Here is a 19,552-nt window from a genome sequence, read left to right on the forward strand (position 1 = left end):
AAGTCCAATGTGGGAGCGAGCTCGCTCCGGGCGGCGTTCCGACGATGACGGCCGAACAAACACCACAGTTGCAAGAGGTGATACATGAACAACTGGATCAGCGCCCTCGCCGACCTGCAAACCCACGGCGAACCCTGCGTCCTGGTGACCATCATCGAAGAGCTCGGCTCGACTCCGCGCAATGCCGGTTCGAAGATGGTTGTCAGCGCCACCCAGAGCTTCGACACCATCGGTGGCGGGCACCTGGAATACAAGGCCATGCAGCTCGCCCGGGAAATGCTCGCCAGCGGCAAGCAGGACACCCACCTGGAGCGCTTCACCCTCGGTGCCAGCCTCGGTCAGTGCTGCGGCGGCGTCACCGTGTTGCTCTTCGAACCGATGGGTCAGGTCCAGGCGCAGATCGCCGTGTTCGGCGCCGGCCATGTCGGTCGAGCGCTGGTACCGCTACTGGCCAGCCTGCCCTGCCGGGTACGCTGGATCGATTCGCGGGAACAGGAATTCCCCGAACAGATCCCTCACGGTGTGCGCAAAATCGTCAGCGAAGAACCGGTGGATGAAGTCGACGATTTGCCCTCCGGCAGCTACTGCATCGTCATGACCCACAATCACCAGCTCGATCTGGAACTGACCGCCGCAATCCTCAAGCGCAACGACTTCACCTACTTCGGCCTGATCGGCTCGAAGACCAAACGGGTCAAGTTCGAGCATCGCCTGCGCGATCGCGGTTTCGACAGCGCGCTGCTGCAACGCATGCGCTGCCCGATGGGCATCGGCGAAGTCAAAGGCAAGCTGCCTGTGGAAATCGCCATCTCCATCGCCGGCGAAATCATCGCCACCTATAACGCGAATTTCGGCCAGCACAGCGCCAGCGCCGAACCCATTGCCAAACTGCTGCCCGCCTCGCGCCGCAGCCAAGCCACGAACTGAGAAACCCTCATGCCTTTGACTCGTAAAGCCTACCGTGCCGCCATCCTGCACAGCATCGCCGACCCTGCCGTCGTGGGGATCGAAGCGTCCTATGAGTATTTCGAAGACGGTTTGCTGGTGATCGACAACGGCCGGATCAGCGCCCTCGGCCACGCCAGCGAACTACTCGCCAGCCTGCCAGCGGATATCGAAATCACCCATTACCAGGATGCGCTGATCACCCCCGGCTTTATCGACACCCACATCCACCTGCCGCAGACCGGCATGGTCGGTGCCTACGGTGAACAACTGCTGGATTGGCTCAACACCTACACCTTCCCCTGTGAAAGCCAGTTCGCCGACAAGGCCCACGCCGAAGAGGTCGCGGGCATTTTCATCAAGGAACTGCTGCGCAACGGCACCACCACCGCGCTGGTATTCGGTAGCGTGCACCCGCAATCGGTGACCTCATTCTTCGAAGCCGCCGAGCGACTGGACCTGCGGATGATCGCCGGCAAAGTGATGATGGACCGCAATGCGCCGGATTACCTGACCGACACCGCGGAATCGAGCTACCTCGAAAGCAAGGCGCTGATCGAACGCTGGCACGGCAAGGGCCGCCTGCACTACGCCGTGACCCCGCGCTTCGCACCGACCAGCACCCCGGAACAGCTGACCCTGGCCGGGCAACTGCTCAGCGAGTACCCCGATTTGTACATGCAGACCCACATCAGTGAAAACCTGCAGGAAGTCGAATGGGTCAAGGAGCTGTTCCCGGAGCGCAAAGGCTACCTGGACGTCTACGATCACTACCAATTGCTCGGCGAGCGCTCGGTATTCGCCCACGGCGTGCATCTGTGTGACGACGAATGCGCGCGGCTGGCGGAAACCGGGTCGGCAATCGCCTTTTGCCCGACTTCGAACTTCTTCCTTGGCAGTGGCCTGTTCAACCTGCCAATGGCCGAGAAGCACAACCTGAATGTCGGCCTGGGCACGGACGTCGGTGGCGGCACCAGCTTCTCGCTGCTGCAAACCCTCAACGAGGCCTACAAGGTCATGCAAATGCAGGGCGCGCGCCTGAGCCCGTTCAAGTCACTGTACCTGGCGACCCTCGGCGGCGCCCGGGCACTGCGCCTGGAAGACAAGATCGGCACCCTGCAACCGGGCACCGACGCCGACTTCCTGGTGCTCGACTACAACGCCACGCCGCTGCTCGGCTATCGCCTGAAACAGGCGAAAAACATCGCCGAAACCTTGTTTGTATTGATGACCCTGGGAGATGACCGGACGGTGCTGCAGACCTATGCGGCGGGGAATCTGGTGCATCAGCGCTAAGATATTCCGGGCATAAAAAATCCCCCGCAATCGTTGGTTGCGAGGGATTTTTTATTGCCTGTCAGAATGCCAAAAGATCGCAGCCTTCGGCAGCTCCTACAGGTGTACGCATTCCCATGTAGGAGCTGCCGAAGGCTGCGATCTTTTCGGCGAGCCCAACAAATCAGAGCTTGGCGGTTGTCCGACCCGGCTTTTTGGTCTGCAACAGATGCGAGAACACCGCGTGCAGATCGTCCGAGGCGCTTTCTTCGTCGAGGTTGAGCTTGCTGTCGATGTGATCCATGTGATGCATCATCAGGTTCACCGCAAGTGTCGCGTCGCGCGCCTCGATGGCGTCGATCAACTGAGTGTGTTCATCATAGGAACAGTGCGAACGGTTGCCGCTTTCGTACTGGGCAATGATCAATGAGGTCTGGGACACCAGGCTGCGCTGGAAGCTGATCAGCGGAGCATTCTTCGCCGCTTCGGCAAGCTTCAGGTGGAACTCGCCAGAGAGCCGGATACCCGCCCCACGGTCGCCACGGGAGAAGCTGTCGCGCTCGTCGTTGACCATCTGCCTCAGCGCCGCCAGCTCCTCGGCTGTCGCATGCTGCACCGCCAACTCGGTAATCGCTCGTTCCACCAGACGCCTGGCGAGGAACACCTGGCGGGCCTCATTGACGCTCGGGCTGGCCACCACGGCACCACGATTGGGGCGCAGCAATACCACGCCCTCATGGGCCAGACGCGACAGGGCGCGACGAATGATGGTGCGGCTGACCCCGAAAATTTCCCCCAGCGCTTCTTCGCTCAACTTGGTGCCGGGCGCCAGGCGCTGTTCGAGAATGGCCTCGAAGATATGCGCGTAGACGATATCGTCCTGGGTTCCACTGCGGCCGGCTTTGCCTGCTCGCGGTTGTTTCTTGAGGGGCTGCAACTGATCGTTCATGGGCACTCGAGTCGAGGAAACTGCGACGAATTACCGTGACTGTAGTACGACACGGTAGCGCGCGGGCAAATATCGCGGAAAAACATGGCACATTGTACACAACCCCAGGTGCAAACACGACTGTACGGCAGTTTGCGGTCACCGCTGTATTGCAACGTTCACCCAGGTTTGAGTTTAGGCTTGAACACAGAACTCATGGCGAACACCTCCCCCCGTAGGAGCTGCCGCAGGCTGCGATCTTTTCCGGCGCACCGCACATCCCCGAAGATCAAAAGATCGCAGCCTGCGGCAGCTCCTACAGGGATTTGTGTTCACTGCAGACATCTTCATTAGTTCTTTTCGGGCGCAATGCACATCCCGGAAGATCAAAAGATCGCAGCCTGCGGCAGCTCCTACGGGGATTTGTGCTCACCGCAGACATCTTCACCAGTACAAGGACCCCTGCTCCATGACCGACGCCACGCAAGCGCAGTTACGCCCATTGGCCGACACGTCGCCTTCCGCCGTCGTCGCCGGTTTCATCGCGATGATGACCGGCTACACCAGTTCGCTGGTGCTGATGTTTCAGGCCGGTCAGGCGGCCGGGCTGACCAGCGGCCAGATCTCGTCGTGGATCTGGGCGATCTCGATCGGCATGGCGGTGTGCAGCATCGGCCTGTCCCTGCGTTATCGCACGCCCATCACCATTGCCTGGTCGACCCCGGGTGCGGCGCTGCTGATCACCAGCCTGGGCGGGGTGAGTTACGGCGAAGCCATTGGCGCCTATATCACCTGTGCGGTGCTGGTGACCCTTTGCGGGCTTACCGGCAGTTTCGAACGGCTGGTCAAGCGCATTCCCGCGTCGCTGGCCGCGGCGTTGCTCGCCGGGATTCTGTTCAAGATCGGCAGCGAGATTTTCGTCGCCGCGCAACACCGCACGGCGCTGGTGCTGGGTATGTTCTTCACCTATCTAGTCATCAAACGTCTGTCGCCGCGCTATGCGGTACTGGCTGCGCTGCTGATCGGCACGGCGCTCTCCGGCATGATGGGCCTGCTGGACTTCAGCGGTTTCAACCTGGAACTGGCCACACCGGTCTGGACCACGCCGCATTTCTCCCTAGCGGCGACCATCAGCATCGGTATTCCACTGTTCGTGGTGGCAATGACCTCGCAGAACATGCCCGGCATTGCCGTACTGCGCGCCGACGGCTACAACGTGCCGGCTTCGCCCTTGATCACCACCACCGGCATCGCCTCACTGTTATTGGCGCCGTTCGGCTCCCATGGCATCAACCTCGCCGCGATCAGCGCGGCGATCTGCACCGGGCCGCATGCCCACGAAGATCGCAACAAGCGTTACACCGCGGCGGTCTGGTGCGGAATTTTCTACGGGATTGCCGGGGTCTTCGGCGCCACGCTGGCGGCGCTGTTCGCCGCGCTGCCCAAAGAATTGGTGCTATCGATTGCCGCGCTGGCCCTGTTCGGCTCGATCATCAACGGCCTGAGCATTGCCATGCATGAAGTGAAGGAGCGGGAAGCCGCGCTGATTACCTTCATGGTCACCGCGTCGGGGCTGACACTGTTTTCCATTGGTTCGGCGTTCTGGGGGATTGTTGCGGGGGTGTTGACCCTGGTGATTCTGAATTGGCGCAAGGCTTGAGGTTCTCTAAACCCTGAAAACCAATCGCGAGCAAGCTCGCTCCCACATTAGATTTGCGGTGGTCACAAATATTGTGTTCACAGGAGATTCAGTGTGGGAGCGGGCTTGCCCGCGAATGGCGGCCTGAAGAGCGACACAAATCCATCGCCCACACAAAATCCCGGAAAACAGACCCGAGGTATAAACAAATCAGAAGGGAAAAATCGAATAGCTGCGACAGCGCAGCATCGAATCAGCGGCCCGAACGGGCCGCTGATTCATGACATCAAGCTACCGGATTGATTGGCTTTTCCGGGTACCAGACGTCCAACAACGGGCTAACTTCAACGCTTTTCAGCTCGGTACGGCCTTTGAGCCAGGCTTCAACAGCTGCGCGCTGCTCTTCGCTGACCGAACCACGTTTGATCAGGCAAACCAGACCGTAGTCATCGCCGCCAACGTAGCCGAGGCCATTGGCCTCCATTGCTTCTTCCAGGAACTCGTTGAGGAAAGTGTCAATAGCCTCATCAGCCAAATCTTCTTTGAAATCCAGGTTCAGCTCGAAACCCAGCTCTTGAAATTCATCGACGCATAGTTTTTTGCGCAGACGCTGGGAACGGTTAGTCGCCATGGAACAATCCTCATAAGTAATAACGGGCGGCACTTTAGCAGCTTAAGCAAGCGTTTGCCCGCCTCTATAGGCCCAGGCGCCTGCCGTCTGTAAAAAAATAGCCGATTGAAGGTACAGGGCACGGCACAAGTCGCCATACCTTGGGGCATAATGCCGACACTTTCATGACCACTGAGGGAATTTGTCCACATGCCCTCGTCTTTTTCCCCTCGGCTGTAGGGTTTTATTACAGATGATCAAATCTTTGCGTCCATTGTTGCTTGCCAGTCTACTTCTGCCCCTGGCCCTGCCTGCCCACTCCGCCCCGATCAACACTGCCCTGTCGCCCAAGGTTCAACAAGCCCTCAAAGCCAGCAAATTACAGAACGACGCCTTGTCTCTGGTGATGATCCCGCTCAACGGCCCGGGCACCCCGACGATTTACAACGCCGATGTGTCAGTCAACCCGGCCTCGACCATGAAGCTGGTCACCACCTACGCCGCCCTGGAAATGCTTGGGCCCAACCATCAGTGGAAGACCGAGTTCTACACCGACGGTGTCCTCAGTGGCGGCATCCTGCGTGGCAACCTGTACCTCAAGGGCGGGGGCGACCCGAAGCTGAACATGGAAAAGCTCTGGCTGCTGATGCGTGACCTGCGGGCCAATGGCGTGCAGCAAGTCACCGGCGACCTGGTGCTGGACCGCAATTTCTTCGTGCAACCGCAACTGCCGCAGTTCAATGACGACGGTAATGACGAGAACAAACCGTTCCTGGTCAAACCCGATTCGCTGATGGTCAACCTCAAAGCGTTGCGCTTCGTCGCGCGCAATGACTCGGGCAAGGTTCTGGTTTCAGTCGAGCCGCCGATTGCCACCATTCACATCGACAACCAGGTCAAGGCCGTCAACTCCAGGCAGTGCACCGGCAACGTGCGCTACAACCCGGTGGCCCGGGCCGATGGCGGCGTGAGCGTGACCGTCAACGGCCAGTTGGGCGAAGGGTGCAGTTCGCAGACCTACCTGTCGCTGCTGGATCACGCGACTTACACCGCCGGCGCCGTGCGGGCGATCTGGCAGGAGCTGGGTGGCAGCATTCAAGGCCAGGATCGTCTGGCGGCGGTGCCGAAAGATGCCAAGGTCCTGGCCCGGGCATTCTCGCCGGACTTGGCGGAGATCATCCGCGACATCAACAAATACAGTAACAACACCATGGCCCAGCAGCTGTTTCTCAGCCTCGGCGCAGAGTTTCGCAACGCCGCCGACGGTGATGACGCCAAAGCCGCGCAACGGGTAGTCCGCCAGTGGCTGGCGAAGAAAGGCATCACTGCCCCGCATCTGGTGATGGAAAACGGTTCCGGCCTGTCCCGCGCCGAACGAGTCAGCGCCCGGGAAATGGGGGCGATGTTGCAGGCGGCCTGGAGAAGCCCTTATTCGGCGGAGTTCGTCAGCTCGATGCCGATTGCCGGCATGGACGGCACCATGCGCAAACGCTTGAAACGCACCGCCATGGCCGGTGAGGCACACATCAAGACTGGCACCCTGAACACCGTGCGCGCGATTGCCGGCTTCAGCCGCGACAGCAATGGCAACACCTGGGCGGTGGTAGCGATCCTCAATGATCCGAAACCATGGGGCGCGTCCTCGGTGCTCGACCAGGTGCTGCTGGACCTGTATCGCCAGCCGAAACTGGCGGAGGCTGCTTCGGCGTTGTAGGCCTGCCGAGTTATGTGGTGAGGGGCTTTTGTGGCGAGGGGGCTTGCCCCCGCCGGCCGGTCCGCGCTCGGGCGCAGCAGTCGTAAACCGACAGACGGGTTTTACCTGACGTAACGCGGTTGCCGATTTTGGGGCCGCTTCGCAGCCCAGCGGGGGCAAGCCCCCTCGCCACATAGGCCCCCTTGCCACAGGGAGTTGTGTCTAGCTTTGCCTACCTCAGCTCCACCTCAACCCGATCCCTTCCTGCCTGCTTCGCGGCATACACACCCGAGTCGGCGCGTAACAGCAAGGCGTCAGCGCCTTCCGATACCCGCCAACCGGCAATCCCGAAACTTGCGGTAACAACGCCCACGCCGTCGATCGGCGAGCTGCGCAGTCCCTGCCACAGCTCCAGCGCCAGGGTATGGGCCTGTTGCCCATCGGTGTCCGGGCAGAGCACCACGAACTCCTCGCCGCCCAGGCGACAGAACACGTCGGTGCGCCGCAAGCGCTGACCGATACGTTCACAGACGCCTTGCAGCACCCGGTCCCCCACGGCATGCCCATGCTGGTCATTGATGCGCTTGAAATGGTCGATATCGAGCATGATCACCGCCAATCCCCCGACGCCGCGCTCGACGCGGGCCATTTCGGTCTTCAGCCGTTCCTGGAAATACCGCCGATTGTAAATCCCGGTCAGGGAGTCGGTCACCGACAGTGCCCGGAGTTCCTCCTCGACCCGCTTCAGATCGGAGATATCCGAGATATAGCCGTGCCACAGCACCCCGCCGCCCGGCAACTCTTCCGGCGTCGCCTCGCCACGGACCCAGCGCAACCCGCGCTGCGGCAGTTGCACACGGTATTCCTCTCGCCACGGACTGAGCTTCTGGGAAGAAGCACGAATCGAGGCACGGACTCGGGACGAGTCTTGCGGATGGATTCGCTGGAAGATCGCCTCGGCATTTTTTTGCAGCAGGTCCGGCTCCAGCTCGTAAATTTCTCGAATGCCGTCACTGGCATAGATCACACTGAACTTGCCATCCGCTGCCATCATGAACTGGTAAATCCCGCCCGGCACATGGGCGCTGAGCTTTTTCAACAGGGTATCGCGGGCCGCCAGTGCCTCGTGCACCCGTTTACGCTCGGTGACATCAATACAGATCGCCAGGTGCCCGACCCACAGCCCCTGCTCATCCAGCACGGGTGCCGCGAGCATATTGACCGACAGATAGCTGCCATCCTGACGCACCAGCGTCCACTCGCGCGCCTCATGCCCACCCTCCTCGCCGCCCTCGACGAGCATCGCCTGGCACATCGGGATCGGTTTGCCGTAGCGCCGGCTCAGCTCCATTGCGCGTACCTGCAGCTCTCTGGGCAAGTGCAGGCTTTCCAGCGTCACATGCCCGAGCACCTCGGCACTTGGATAGCCGAGCATTTGCTCGGCACCGGCATTGAAGGTGCTGATCACCCCGCGCAAGTCCGTCGCGATGATCGCTACCTGCGTCGCCGCATCCAATACGCTGCGCAGTTGTCCATGGGCCTCGCGCAACTCCTGCTCGCGCAGGCGCAGTTCCCGGGTACGCTGCTCGACCAGCGCCAGGGCTCGCTGGCGCTGGCTGACCAGCACATACAGCAAGACGCTGAGCAGCACGCTCAACGAACCGCCCATCACCACCAGACTGGTAATCGTCGAATGGTTGGCACGCTCGAACGCCGCGCTGGTACGCATGCTCAGGTCGTAGACCCGGTCTCCCAGGCGCAAGATCGAGGTGTATTGCAACGGTTGCTTGGCCACCGGATTGCTCGACTCGTAGAGCACTTCTGGCTGGCCATCGGCTGAGCGATCGCGGATCTGCACCACCAGGTTGTCCTGGCTTTGCGCCGGAAAACCATCAGCCACCAGCTGACGCATGCTGATCACGGCCAGCACATACCCCAGCGGAACCAAAGGCGCAGTTGCCGAAGCCCGCTCAATTACCGGTTCGACCAGCAGCACACCTCGATTGTATTCAGGCTCGACGCCGATCAGTGGTATCAACTGGGAGACCGCCAGCCCCCCACGCTCGCGGGCCCGCTGCAGGGCGGCACCGCGCCCGGGCACGACCGACAGGTCCAGGCCCAGCGATGAGCCCCACTCACTGAGCTTCTGGTTATACAAAACAGGCACGTATTCATCGCGCTCGGCAGCAGGCTCCAGCGCACCCGAGGGACTCAAATCGCGGATCGAAAAGCCCGCCAGACCTTGTGCGCGGGCGGTATTTTCAAACTCGGCACGCTCAGCCCTGGAAACACGGGGCGCCCAGGAATAAGCCTGGGTCCTGTGCAACAAGGGCCGGGTGAAGCCATCGAATTCTTCCCGAGAGACCGTCTCGGAGTTGATGAAGAACCGGCGCAAGCTGTCGAGGCGCTGCTCCTGATCTTCGAAACGCTCGGCAAACCGGCTCTGGCGTTCGCCGACCAATAGCTGAAAACGCTGTGCCACCTGCTGCCGGTGATCCTTGACGGTCGCCCAGGCCAGCAGTCCGGTCAGCACGCTACCGGCCAGCAGCACCAGTAGCGCGACAAACCAGGCCGAAGCATCTTCACTGATAAAACCCAGAATCCTGGGTCGTACGGCGTGTAACGACATAAGCAGAACTCATAACGCCAGCGAGCTTGGGCGTTACATTGGCCTTTAGGCAGTTATAGCTATTAGCCACTAGTTTGACCAGCACCAAAAGAGCCAAGAGCCTTTGAAAATCAAGGCTCTGTGGATCCAATCGGCATTTAGCGGGCGGTGATTTTCCAGGCACGGTGGATCTTGCTGTTGCGGGCAAAATCCGGGTCGATGGTCTGTGCGGTGATTTCCTCAACCGCGTAACGGCTGCCGAGGTTCTCTTCGAGCTGGAACTTGCGGAAGTTGTTGGAGAAATACAACACACCGCCCGGTGCCAGGCGAGCCATGGCCAGATCGATCAATTGCACCTGATCACGCTGCACGTCGAAAATCCCTTCCATGCGCTTGGAGTTGGAGAAGGTCGGCGGATCAATGAAGATCAGGTCGTACTCCTCGCGACAGGTATCCAGCCAGGCCATTACATCGCCCTGTTCCAGACGGTTCTTGTCGGAGAAACCGTTGAGCGACAGGTTGCGCCGCGCCCAGTCAAGGTAGGTTTTGGACAGGTCGACGCTGGTGGTGCTGCGCGCGCCGCCCTTGGCCGCGTGAACGCTGGCGGTTGCGGTGTAGCAATACAGGTTGAGGAAGCGCTTGCCGGCCGCCTCTTTCTGAATGCGCATGCGCATTGGCCGGTGATCGAGGAACAGCCCGGTGTCGAGGTAGTCGGTGAGGTTGACCAGCAGCTTCACGCCGCCTTCGTTGACCTCGACGAACTTGCCCTGTGCGGCCTGACGCTCGTACTGCTTGGTACCGCTTTGACGCTCGCGACGCTTGACCACCACGCGGCTCTTGTCAATGTTCAATGCCTGCGGAATGGCTGCCAGGGCATCGAACATGCGCGCCGAGGCTTTTTCCGGATCAATGGATTTCGGCGCGGCGTATTCCTGGACGTGAACCCAATCGTGATACAGGTCGATGGCCATGGAATATTCCGGCATGTCGGCATCGTAGACGCGATAGCAATCGATGCCTTCACGCTTGACCCACTTGCCCATAGCCTTGAGGTTCTTTTGCAGGCGATTGGCGAACATCTGCCCGCCTTCGCTCAGGCGCGGTTGCTCAATCACCACCGGTGCCGGCTTGATCGGATTGCCGTTCTTGTTGTATTTCTCGTACTTGCCCGGCGCCTCGATGTTGTCTGCGACTTCGACCTCTGCAGCTTGCTCACGCTCGGCCAGACGCTGTTCCGGGGTGCGACGCTCGCCGGTGACGAACTGGTCGGGGGTAACCTTGATCAGCAGCAGTTTGCACGGCAAGGCGCCGTTCCAGAACGCATACTGCTTATGGCTGCGAATACCCATGCGCTTGCCCAGTTCAGGCGCGCCGGTAAACACCGCCGCTTCCCAGTTCAGGCAGGCTTGACGCAGACGTTCGCCGAGGTTCTGGTAGAGATAGAGCAAACTCGCCTCATCACCCAGACGTTCGCCATAGGGAGGGTTGCAGATCACCAGGCCTTTCTGGTTCTGGTCCGGACGCGGCTCGAAGGTCGCGACTTCGCCTTGGTAGACCTTGATCCAGTCACTCAAGCCGGCACGTTCAATGTTGTTGCGGCCCGGCTGGATCAACCGTGGGTCGGCTTCGTAACCGCGAATCCACAGCGGTGGCTTGGCCAGACCGGCGGCGGCACGCCCAGTGGCCTCTTCGTGAAGTTTTTTCCACAACGCCGGCACGTGGCCGAGCCAGGCGGTGAAACCCCACTGCTCGCGCCGCAGGTTCGGCGCCATATCGGCGGCGATCATCGCTGCTTCGACCAGGAAGGTCCCGACACCGCACATCGGGTCAGCCAGTGCCCCGCCATCGGCGGCAATGCGCGGCCAGCCGGCACGGATCAGAATCGCTGCCGCGAGGTTTTCCTTCAGCGGTGCCGCGCCTTGCTGCAAGCGATAGCCGCGCTGGTGCAGGCTGTGGCCGGACAGGTCGAGCGAGAGGATCGCTTCGCCGCGATCCAGGCGCAGGTGAATGCGCAGGTCCGGGTTGAGCTTGTCGATGGACGGACGATCGCCCTGCGGAGTGCGCAATTTGTCGACGATAGCGTCCTTGACCTTCAAGGCGCCGAAGTGAGTGTTGTCGATACCCGAGCCGTGACCGCTGAACTCGACGGCCAGGGTGCCGTCATTGAGCATATGGTCTTGCCACTCGATATCGAGCACGCCGTGATAGAGGTCTTCGGCATCCTTCATCGGGAAGCGCTTGAGCACCAGAAGTACCCGGTTGGCCAGCCGCGACCAGAGGCACAGGCGATAGGCCGTCTCCATGTCGGCCATGCCGCGCACGGCCGAGGTGTGCTCGCGCGCTTCCTCAAGGCCAAGCCCGATGGCTTCCTCGATAAGCAGGCCTTCAAGGCCTTTGGGACAGGTGAGGAAGAGTTCGTAACGATCCGACATGGGGATTCCAGGGCCTTTAAGCAATAAGTGAGCGGGCAACGCATCGCCCGCTCGGTTTTCAATCAAGCGCTTTTCTTGAAGAGCGCTCGCGGGGCACGAAAGTGTGCCGTGCCACCCCGGCCGCTCAGCCAACCTAAAGGTCAGATGAGCTTAGATGCAAGGGCAGATAAAAAATTCGGTGCAACAAAATGTCATATCTCGACCCTTCGTCGAATAATACCCGACGACCACAGGTCGATATTCTCACCGCAACATTAACCTCATCATCTTGCAGGAGGCTGATCATAGTGGGCTTTGGCCAAGCAGCCGGCCATGAGGACCTGCTTGCTTATGGCCGTAACATCAATATTGTTACGTCCTTATGACAAAACGATCATTCCCTCGATGTGACGCATTGGTTAGAACTCAACACAGGTTGACGCCGCAACGACGTCAACAACTTGGCTCGCGACGCCGGCAGCGAGCCGCCAACGGCAGAGTATTTCTGCCCGACCTCGATTGAGGTCGACGGGACATTACACAGTCAACAAGTGAGGGAAACACCCTATGAGAAGACTTAAGCGTGATCCGTTGGAAAGAGCATTTTTACGCGGATATCAATATGGCGTTGGTGGCAAATCCCGTGAGCTTTGCCCATTTACTCTACCGTCGGTACGCCAAGCCTGGATTAACGGCTGGCGAGAAGGACGCGGCGACAACTGGGACGGTATGACCGGCACTGCGGGTATCCACAGACTCAACGAACTTCACGCCGTCGGCTAAACAGGGCACATACTCCGACACCAAAATCTGAATACACTACGACTTACCATGCTCGTCCCATCCGGACGGCGGGCTTCGGCCCAGGGGCTCCTTCAAGGGGCCCTTTTTTATGGGTGCTCACTTGGCCATCACTCGATCCCTGTAGGAGCTGCCGCAGGCTGCGATCTTTTGATCTTGCTTCTCGGCGTTTTGTGCGTGAATCCAAAAATCAAAATCAAAAGATCGCAGCCTGCGGCAGCTCCTACGGTTGCCCGCCTTCAGCGCAACGCCGCAATCGCATCCACCGACTGGCGGATCAGCGCCGGGCCTTTGTAGATAAAGCCCGAGTACAACTGCACCAGGCTGGCGCCAGCGGCGATTTTCTCAGCCGCGTGCCTGCCTTCGGTGATGCCGCCCACGGCAATGATCGGCAGGCGCCCGGCCAATTCGCCAGCCAGCACCTTGACGGTATGGGTGCTCTTGTCGCGAACCGGTGCACCCGACAGGCCACCCGCCTCATCGCCATGCTCCATACCTTCGACGCCGACACGGCTCAGGGTGGTGTTGGTGGCGATCACCGCATCCATCCCGGTCTCGATCAAGGCTCGCGCCACCTCTACGGTCTCTTCGTCGGTCATGTCTGGAGCGATCTTGATCGCCAGCGGTACGCGCTTTCCGTGGCGCTGGGCCAAGTCTTCCTGGCGCTGACGCAAGGCTTCGAGCAATTGTTTGAGCGAATCGCCGAACTGCAGGCTGCGCAGGCCCGGGGTGTTCGGAGAGCTGACATTGACTGTCACATAGCTGGCATGGGCGTAAACTTTATCCAGGCAGATCAGGTAGTCATCCACTGCGCGTTCAACCGGCGTATCGAAGTTCTTGCCGATGTTGATGCCCAGAATGCCTTTGTACTTGGCCGCCGCGACCCGGGCCAGCAGGTGATCGACACCGAGGTTGTTGAAACCCATGCGGTTGATGATCGCTTCGGCTTCCGGCAAGCGGAAAATCCGTGGTTTCGGATTGCCTGGTTGCGGGCGCGGAGTGATGGTGCCGATCTCGACGAAGCCGAAACCCAACTGGGCAAAACCATCGATGGCCGTGCCGTTTTTGTCCAGGCCTGCCGCCAGACCCACCGGGTTGGGGAAATCCAGGCCCATGACATTCACCGGCATCCGCGCTGGCGCCTTGCACAGCAAGCCATTGAGGCCCAAACGCCCGCCCGCGCCGATCAGGTCCAGGGACAGATCGTGGGAGGTTTCCGGGGAAAGTTTGAACAACAGCTGACGGGCCAGGGTGTACATGGGCGGGTTTGACTCGGTTGGCGGCGAAATGAGCCGGCGATTATAGCCGGGCAACGGTGCTGCAAGCGAGGCACTCGATGAAATCTGCGGTGAATGGCATATGCCTTGCACCACCGATTGCATCAGCACTCATGCCAACGGCGGGATGGGTCGAAGAACAATGGCGTCGTCACCAAGGCTTTGCTCTGGCAAGAGACCCGGGTACGACGCTTTTTTATGGAAGGTGCACATTTGATGAACGAATTTCCAGCAGCCCCACTGGCCTGGGTCAATGGCAGCGATGCTCCGGAAAAGAGCGCGATCAACCTCGGTTTCATGGCCCTGAGCGATTGCGCCTCGGTGGTGGTCGCGGCCACCCAGGGCTTCGCCCAACCCTATGGCCTGACCTTGAATCTCAAGCGCCAATCCTCCTGGGCCAACCTGCGGGACAAGCTGGTCAGCGGTGAACTGGATGCGGCCCACAGCCTGTATGGCTTGATTTACGCCGTGCACCTGGGCATCGGCGGAGTCGCCGCCACCGACATGGCAGTGCTCATGGGCCTGAACCAGAACGGCCAAAGCATCAACCTGTCCCACGGCCTGCAAGCCCGTGGCGTGACCGGTCCTGAAGCGCTGGATCGACACGTGCACCAAAGTCGCGCAAAGCTGACCTTCGCCCAGACCTTTCCTACCGGCACCCACGCCATGTGGCTCTATTACTGGCTGGCCAGCCAGGGCATCCATCCGTTGCAGGATGTCGACAGCGTGGTGGTGCCGCCGCCGCAAATGGTCGCGCACCTGCAAGCCGGGCGCATCGATGGCTTTTGTGTCGGCGAGCCCTGGAGCGCCAGCGCGGTGCGTCAGGACTTGGGATTTACCATCGCCACCACTCAAACCATTTGGCCCGACCATCCGGAAAAGGTCCTGGGCTGCACCCGTGCGTTTGTCGAACAGTACCCGAACGCTGCCCGAGCGCTGGTCATGGCCATCCTCGAAGCCAGTCGCTTTATCGAACAGAGCACCGAGAACCGGCAGAGCACCGCGCAGCTGTTGAGCGCCCGCGAGTACCTGGACGCGCCCCTGGACTGCATTCAGCCGCGGCTGCTCGGCGACTATGTCGATGGCCTTGGCAATCGCTGGCAAGACCCGCATGCCTTGCGCTTCCATGGTGCGGGCGAGGTCAACCTGCCCTACCTGTCCGACGGCATGTGGTTCATGACCCAGTTCCGTCGCTGGGGCTTGCTGCGCGACGACCCGGACTACCTCGGCGTCGCCCGCCAGGTCCAGCAACTCGAGTTGTACCGCGAGGCGGCGAGCGCGGTTGGCGTCGGCCACTCTGGCGAAACAATGCGCAGCAGCCAATTGATCGACGGCAAGATCTGGGACGGTTCCGACCCGGTCGGTTATGCCAGCGGCTTCAAGTTGCACGCCATGACCGACTCATCCGCCCTTCTCGCCAGCCGCTGACAGGAGACTGCGAATATGTTGCGTATCCTGCTGATCAACGACACCGCGAAAAAAGTCGGCCGGCTCAAGGCGGCCCTGACCGAGGCCGGGTTTGAAGTAATCGACGAGTCCGGCCTGACCATCGACCTGCCGGCACGCGTCGAAACGGTGCGTCCAGATGTGATTTTGATCGATACCGAGTCACCGAGCCGCGATGTGATGGAGCAAGTGGTGCTGGTCAGCCGCGACCAGCCACGACCGATCGTCATGTTTACCGACGAACATGACCCGGACGTGATGCGTCAGGCCATCAAGTCCGGGGTCAGCGCCTACATCGTCGAAGGCATCCTCGCCGCGCGCCTGCAACCCATCCTCGACGTGGCCATGGCCCGCTTCGAAAGCGACCAGGCCTTGCGCGCCCAACTCCAGGCCCGCGACCAGCAACTGGCCGAGCGCAAGCGCATCGAACTGGCCAAGGGCTTGTTGATGAAGATGAAGGGCTGCAAGGAAGAAGAGGCCTACACCCTGATGCGCCGCCAGGCCATGAGCCGCCAGCAGAAGCTGATACAGGTGGCCGAGCAGATTATTGCCATGAGTGAGTTGTTGGGCTGAGACCCTGCAGAGCCTGGCTTAAGCCCTGCGGCGCCTGTTACACCGCTATCGTCGGAACGCCGCCCGGAGCAGGCTCGCTCCCACATTGGATATGTGACAAACCACAAACATGTGGCCGACATAGGTCCCCTGTGGGAGCGAGCCTGCTCGCGATTGGCCGCGACGCAATTTCAACTGTTGGCGCGGCTCTTGCAAATTAATCCATACAGGTAACCAACGGCGGTTGCCCCACCTACGACAACGACGTCGCACACCCTTTGGCATTAGCACATCGGGTTGCGGCGTTTTTTCGTTTTGGCTCCATAGCCCGGGGCCGGTGGTGCGGCCGTCACAGGCGCTCCACCTGAAAGCTCATGACTCCTTTCGAGACTCTTTACAGCTGAGGTGCGCGATGAATTCAAGCTTCTGGAAATCCGGCCACACCCCGACATTGTTCGCGGCCTTCCTCTATTTCGACCTGAGCTTCATGGTCTGGTACCTGCTCGGCCCTTTGGCGGTGCAGATCGCCACGGACCTGCAACTGACCACTCAGCAACGCGGCATGGTAGTGGCCACGCCGATTCTGGCCGGTGCCATCCTGCGCTTTTTGATGGGCTTGCTGGCTGATCGCCTGTCACCCAAAACCGCCGGGCTGATCGGCCAGGTGATCGTTATCTGCGCGCTGTTCGGTGCCTGGAAACTGGGCATTCACAGCTATGAACAGGCCTTGGTGCTCGGGCTGTTTCTCGGCGTGGCCGGTGCTTCGTTCGCGGTCGCCCTGCCCCTGGCCTCGCAATGGTATCCGCCGCAGCATCAAGGCAAGGCCATGGGCATTGCCGGTGCGGGCAACTCCGGCACCGTACTGGCGGCACTGATCGCCCCGGTAATGGCCGCCGCCTTTGGCTGGAGCAATGTATTCGGCTTCGCGCTGATCCCGCTGATCCTGACCCTGATCGTCTTTGCCTGGCTGGCGAAAAACGCTCCGGAGCGGCCAAAACCCAAATCCATGACTGACTACTTCAAGGCGTTGGGCGACCGCGACAGTTGGTGGTTCATGTTCTTCTACAGCGTGACCTTCGGCGGCTTTATCGGCCTGGCCAGCGCCCTGCCCGGCTACTTCAACGACCAATACGGCCTGAGCCCGGTGACCGCCGGTTACTACACCGCCGCCTGCGTCTTTGGTGGCAGCCTGATGCGTCCGCTGGGTGGCGCCCTGGCCGATCGCTTTGGTGGCATTCGCACCTTGCTCGGCATGTACACCGTCGCGGCGATCTGCATTACCGCGGTAGGCTTCAACCTGCCGAGTTCTTACGCGGCCCTCGCCCTGTTCGTCTGCACTATGCTGGGTCTGGGTGCCGGTAATGGTGCGGTCTTCCAATTGGTACCGCAGCGTTTCCGTCGGGAGATCGGTGTGATGACCGGCCTGATCGGCATGGCGGGCGGCATCGGCGGCTTCGCTCTGGCGGCCGGCATGGGTGCAATCAAACAAAGCACCGGCAGCTATCAACTGGCCCTCTGGTTGTTCGCCAGCCTCGGCGTATTGGCCTGGTTCGGCCTGCACGGGGTCAAGCGTCGCTGGAGAACTACCTGGGGTTCGGCAGCCGTGACCGCGGCTCGGGTCTGAGTACTGAATGAGCCTGCAACTGAAATTTGCCCAAGCCAGCGCCATCGGCCCGCGGGAGGAAAACCAGGACGCCCTGCGCCTGGTTACACCAACCCCGGCGCTGGCCGCCAGCAAGGGTTACTTGTTCGCCATCGCCGATGGTGTCAGCCAGTGCGCCGACGGCGGCCTCGCCGCTCGTTCGACCTTGCAGGCATTGGCACTGGACTACTACGCCACGCCGGAAACCTGGGGCGTGGCGCAGGCTCTGGACCGGTTATTGTTGGCGCAGAATCGCTGGCTGCAGGCCAACGGTGGCGGGCTACCCTTGCTGACCACCGTGAGTGCGCTGGTATTGCGAGGACAGCGCTTCACGCTGGCACATGTCGGTGATTGCCGGGTCTATCGCTGGTGCGAGGGAGAGTTGCAGCGCATCACCGAGGATCATGTCTGGGAGCAACCGGGCATGCAGCATGTGCTCAAGCGCGCACTGGGCCTGGATCAGCACCTGGTGCTGGACTTCCTCGACAGTGAATTGCGCCTGGGCGAGAGCTTCGTCATGCTCAGCGACGGCATTTGGGCGGTGCTCGGCGACACGGCGATCAGCGCGATCCTGCGCGATCAGCCCGATCTCGACAGCGCCGCGCAGACGCTGGTCAACGCCGCGCATCTGGCGGGCAGCCAGGACAATGCCAGTGCGTTGCTGGTACGGGTCGACGCCCTCGGCGAGGCGACCATCGGCGATGCGTTGATCCACTTGCAGCAATGGCCGTTGCCCCCTGCGCTCAAACCCGGCCAATGGTTTGAAGGCTGGCAGGTCGAAGCGCTACTCGGACAGAGCCAGCAGTCGCTGCTCTACCGCGTTCGTGATGCCCAGCAGCAACCCTGGCTGCTGAAAACCCTGCCCGCGCATCTGCATGACGACAGTCAGGCCGGTCAAAGCCTGTTGTCGGAGGAGTGGTTTCTGCGGCGGGTTGCTGGCCGGCACTTCCCCGAAGTGCATGCCACCAGCCAACGTCAGCATCTGTACTACGTGATGCGCCAGTACCCAGGCTCGACACTGGCCGAGCTGTTCGCGCAAAGCGGTCCGCTGCCCCTGGCACAATGGCAGGAGCTCGCCGAACGCCTGCTACGGGCAGTCGGCATGCTGCATCGGCGGCAGATCCTGCACCGCGATATCAAACCGGAAAACCTGCTGTTGAGTGACGATGGGGAATTGCGTCTGCTGGATTTCGGTCTGGCGTATTGCCCCGGACTGTCGGAAGACCAGGCGCACTTGCTGCCGGGAACCCCGAGCTACATTGCGCCGGAAGCCTTTAACGGGGATCCGCCAACGGCACAACAGGACCTGTATGCGGTGGGCGTGACCCTGTATTACCTGCTAACCGGGCATTATCCCTATGGAGAGGTCGAAGCCTTTCAACGGCCGCGCTTCGGCCTGCCTGTCAGTGCCAGTCGCTATCGACCGGACCTGCCGGACTGGCTAGAGCAAAGCCTGGAGCGTTCGGTAGCCGTCAATCCGGCGCAACGCTTTGAAACTGCCGAGGAGTGGCTGTTGCTACTGGAACAGGGCGAACGCCGTAGTTTGAGCGTGCGGCCCAGGCCGCTGCTGGAGCGGGAGCCGTTGAAGGTTTGGCGGACTTTGGCGCTGGTGTCGTTGTTGATTAATCTGCTGCTGTTGCTTTTGCTATTTCACGGTTGAGCACGCGCTTTTTGTAGCAGCTGCCGAAGGCTGCGTTCGGCTGTGAAGCAGTCGTAAATAGCCAT

Annotated in this window: 14 protein-coding genes; 9 read left to right on the forward strand and 5 right to left on the reverse strand. The window is 60.8% G+C overall.

All coding sequences use genetic code 11. From position 1 onward, the window contains the following. The first annotated feature begins 84 nt into the window (after nt 1-84). Together xdhC and guaD are read left to right on the forward strand one after the other, a co-directional pair. On the forward strand, nt 85-927 hold the full coding sequence (gene xdhC, locus F8N85_RS17615; RefSeq protein WP_150804822.1) for a xanthine dehydrogenase accessory protein XdhC: 843 nt from the start codon (nt 85-87) through the stop codon (nt 925-927). Between the two features lie 9 nt (nt 928-936). After that, nucleotides 937-2,241 carry a guanine deaminase gene (gene guaD / locus F8N85_RS17620; protein ID WP_150804823.1) on the forward strand — a complete coding sequence of 435 codons (1,305 nt, stop codon included), beginning with the start codon at nt 937-939 and terminating at the stop codon, nt 2,239-2,241. Between the two features lie 163 nt (nt 2,242-2,404). On the opposite strand, the gene F8N85_RS17625 is transcribed toward guaD, so the two are convergent. After that, on the reverse strand, nt 2,405-3,169 hold the full coding sequence (locus F8N85_RS17625) for a GntR family transcriptional regulator (RefSeq protein WP_150804824.1): 765 nt from the start codon (nt 3,167-3,169) through the stop codon (nt 2,405-2,407). A gap of 448 nt (nt 3,170-3,617) precedes the next feature. Here F8N85_RS17625 and F8N85_RS17630 point away from each other — a divergent pair, with 448 nt between their 5' ends. Next, nucleotides 3,618-4,808, forward strand: coding sequence for a benzoate/H(+) symporter BenE family transporter (locus F8N85_RS17630; protein ID WP_150804825.1), 1,191 nt, complete (start codon nt 3,618-3,620; stop codon nt 4,806-4,808). 265 nt (nt 4,809-5,073) lie between these two features. Here F8N85_RS17630 and F8N85_RS17635 read toward each other — a convergent pair whose 3' ends face one another. Then, nucleotides 5,074-5,418 carry a YggL family protein gene (locus F8N85_RS17635; protein WP_150642826.1) on the reverse strand — a complete coding sequence of 115 codons (345 nt, stop codon included), beginning with the start codon at nt 5,416-5,418 and terminating at the stop codon, nt 5,074-5,076. Between the two features lie 232 nt (nt 5,419-5,650). Here F8N85_RS17635 and dacB point away from each other — a divergent pair, with 232 nt between their 5' ends. Next, nucleotides 5,651-7,111 carry a D-alanyl-D-alanine carboxypeptidase/D-alanyl-D-alanine-endopeptidase gene (gene dacB, locus F8N85_RS17640; RefSeq protein WP_150804826.1) on the forward strand — a complete coding sequence of 487 codons (1,461 nt, stop codon included), beginning with the start codon at nt 5,651-5,653 and terminating at the stop codon, nt 7,109-7,111. 211 nt (nt 7,112-7,322) lie between these two features. Here the strand turns inward: dacB and F8N85_RS17645 are convergent, their stop codons facing one another. Beyond that, nucleotides 7,323-9,719 carry a diguanylate cyclase gene (locus F8N85_RS17645; protein ID WP_150804827.1) on the reverse strand — a complete coding sequence of 799 codons (2,397 nt, stop codon included), beginning with the start codon at nt 9,717-9,719 and terminating at the stop codon, nt 7,323-7,325. A 137-nt stretch (nt 9,720-9,856) separates the two neighbouring features. Next, a complete protein-coding gene (rlmKL, locus tag F8N85_RS17650; RefSeq protein WP_150804828.1) occupies nt 9,857-12,130 on the reverse strand; it encodes a bifunctional 23S rRNA (guanine(2069)-N(7))-methyltransferase RlmK/23S rRNA (guanine(2445)-N(2))-methyltransferase RlmL in 2,274 nt (757 codons plus the stop codon). A 546-nt stretch (nt 12,131-12,676) separates the two neighbouring features. Here rlmKL and rmf point away from each other — a divergent pair. After that, nucleotides 12,677-12,892 carry a ribosome modulation factor gene (rmf, locus tag F8N85_RS17660; protein ID WP_003223300.1) on the forward strand — a complete coding sequence of 72 codons (216 nt, stop codon included), beginning with the start codon at nt 12,677-12,679 and terminating at the stop codon, nt 12,890-12,892. Between the two features lie 257 nt (nt 12,893-13,149). Here the strand turns inward: rmf and F8N85_RS17665 are convergent, their stop codons facing one another. After that, complete coding sequence (locus F8N85_RS17665) at nt 13,150-14,169, reverse strand: quinone-dependent dihydroorotate dehydrogenase (RefSeq protein WP_150804829.1); 1,020 nt, start codon at nt 14,167-14,169, stop codon at nt 13,150-13,152. A gap of 234 nt (nt 14,170-14,403) precedes the next feature. On the opposite strand from F8N85_RS17665, the gene F8N85_RS17670 reads away from it, so the two are divergent. From F8N85_RS17670 to F8N85_RS17685, 4 genes are all read left to right on the forward strand, one after another. Next, the gene (locus F8N85_RS17670) at nt 14,404-15,615 is read left to right on the forward strand and encodes a CmpA/NrtA family ABC transporter substrate-binding protein (RefSeq protein WP_150804830.1); all 1,212 of its coding nucleotides are present in this window, start codon (nt 14,404-14,406) and stop codon (nt 15,613-15,615) included. A gap of 15 nt (nt 15,616-15,630) precedes the next feature. After that, nucleotides 15,631-16,206 (forward strand): ANTAR domain-containing response regulator, encoded by a 576-nt coding sequence (locus F8N85_RS17675; protein WP_150804831.1) that lies wholly within the window; start codon nt 15,631-15,633, stop codon nt 16,204-16,206. A 391-nt stretch (nt 16,207-16,597) separates the two neighbouring features. After that, nucleotides 16,598-17,809, forward strand: coding sequence for a nitrate/nitrite transporter (locus F8N85_RS17680; protein ID WP_150804832.1), 1,212 nt, complete (start codon nt 16,598-16,600; stop codon nt 17,807-17,809). A 7-nt stretch (nt 17,810-17,816) separates the two neighbouring features. Then, a complete protein-coding gene (locus tag F8N85_RS17685) occupies nt 17,817-19,487 on the forward strand; it encodes a bifunctional protein-serine/threonine kinase/phosphatase (RefSeq protein WP_150804833.1) in 1,671 nt (556 codons plus the stop codon). Nucleotides 19,488-19,552 lie beyond the last annotated feature (65 nt).

Source organism: Pseudomonas fluorescens (assembly GCF_902497875.1).
Classification (GTDB): domain Bacteria; phylum Pseudomonadota; class Gammaproteobacteria; order Pseudomonadales; family Pseudomonadaceae; genus Aquipseudomonas; species Aquipseudomonas fluorescens_BR.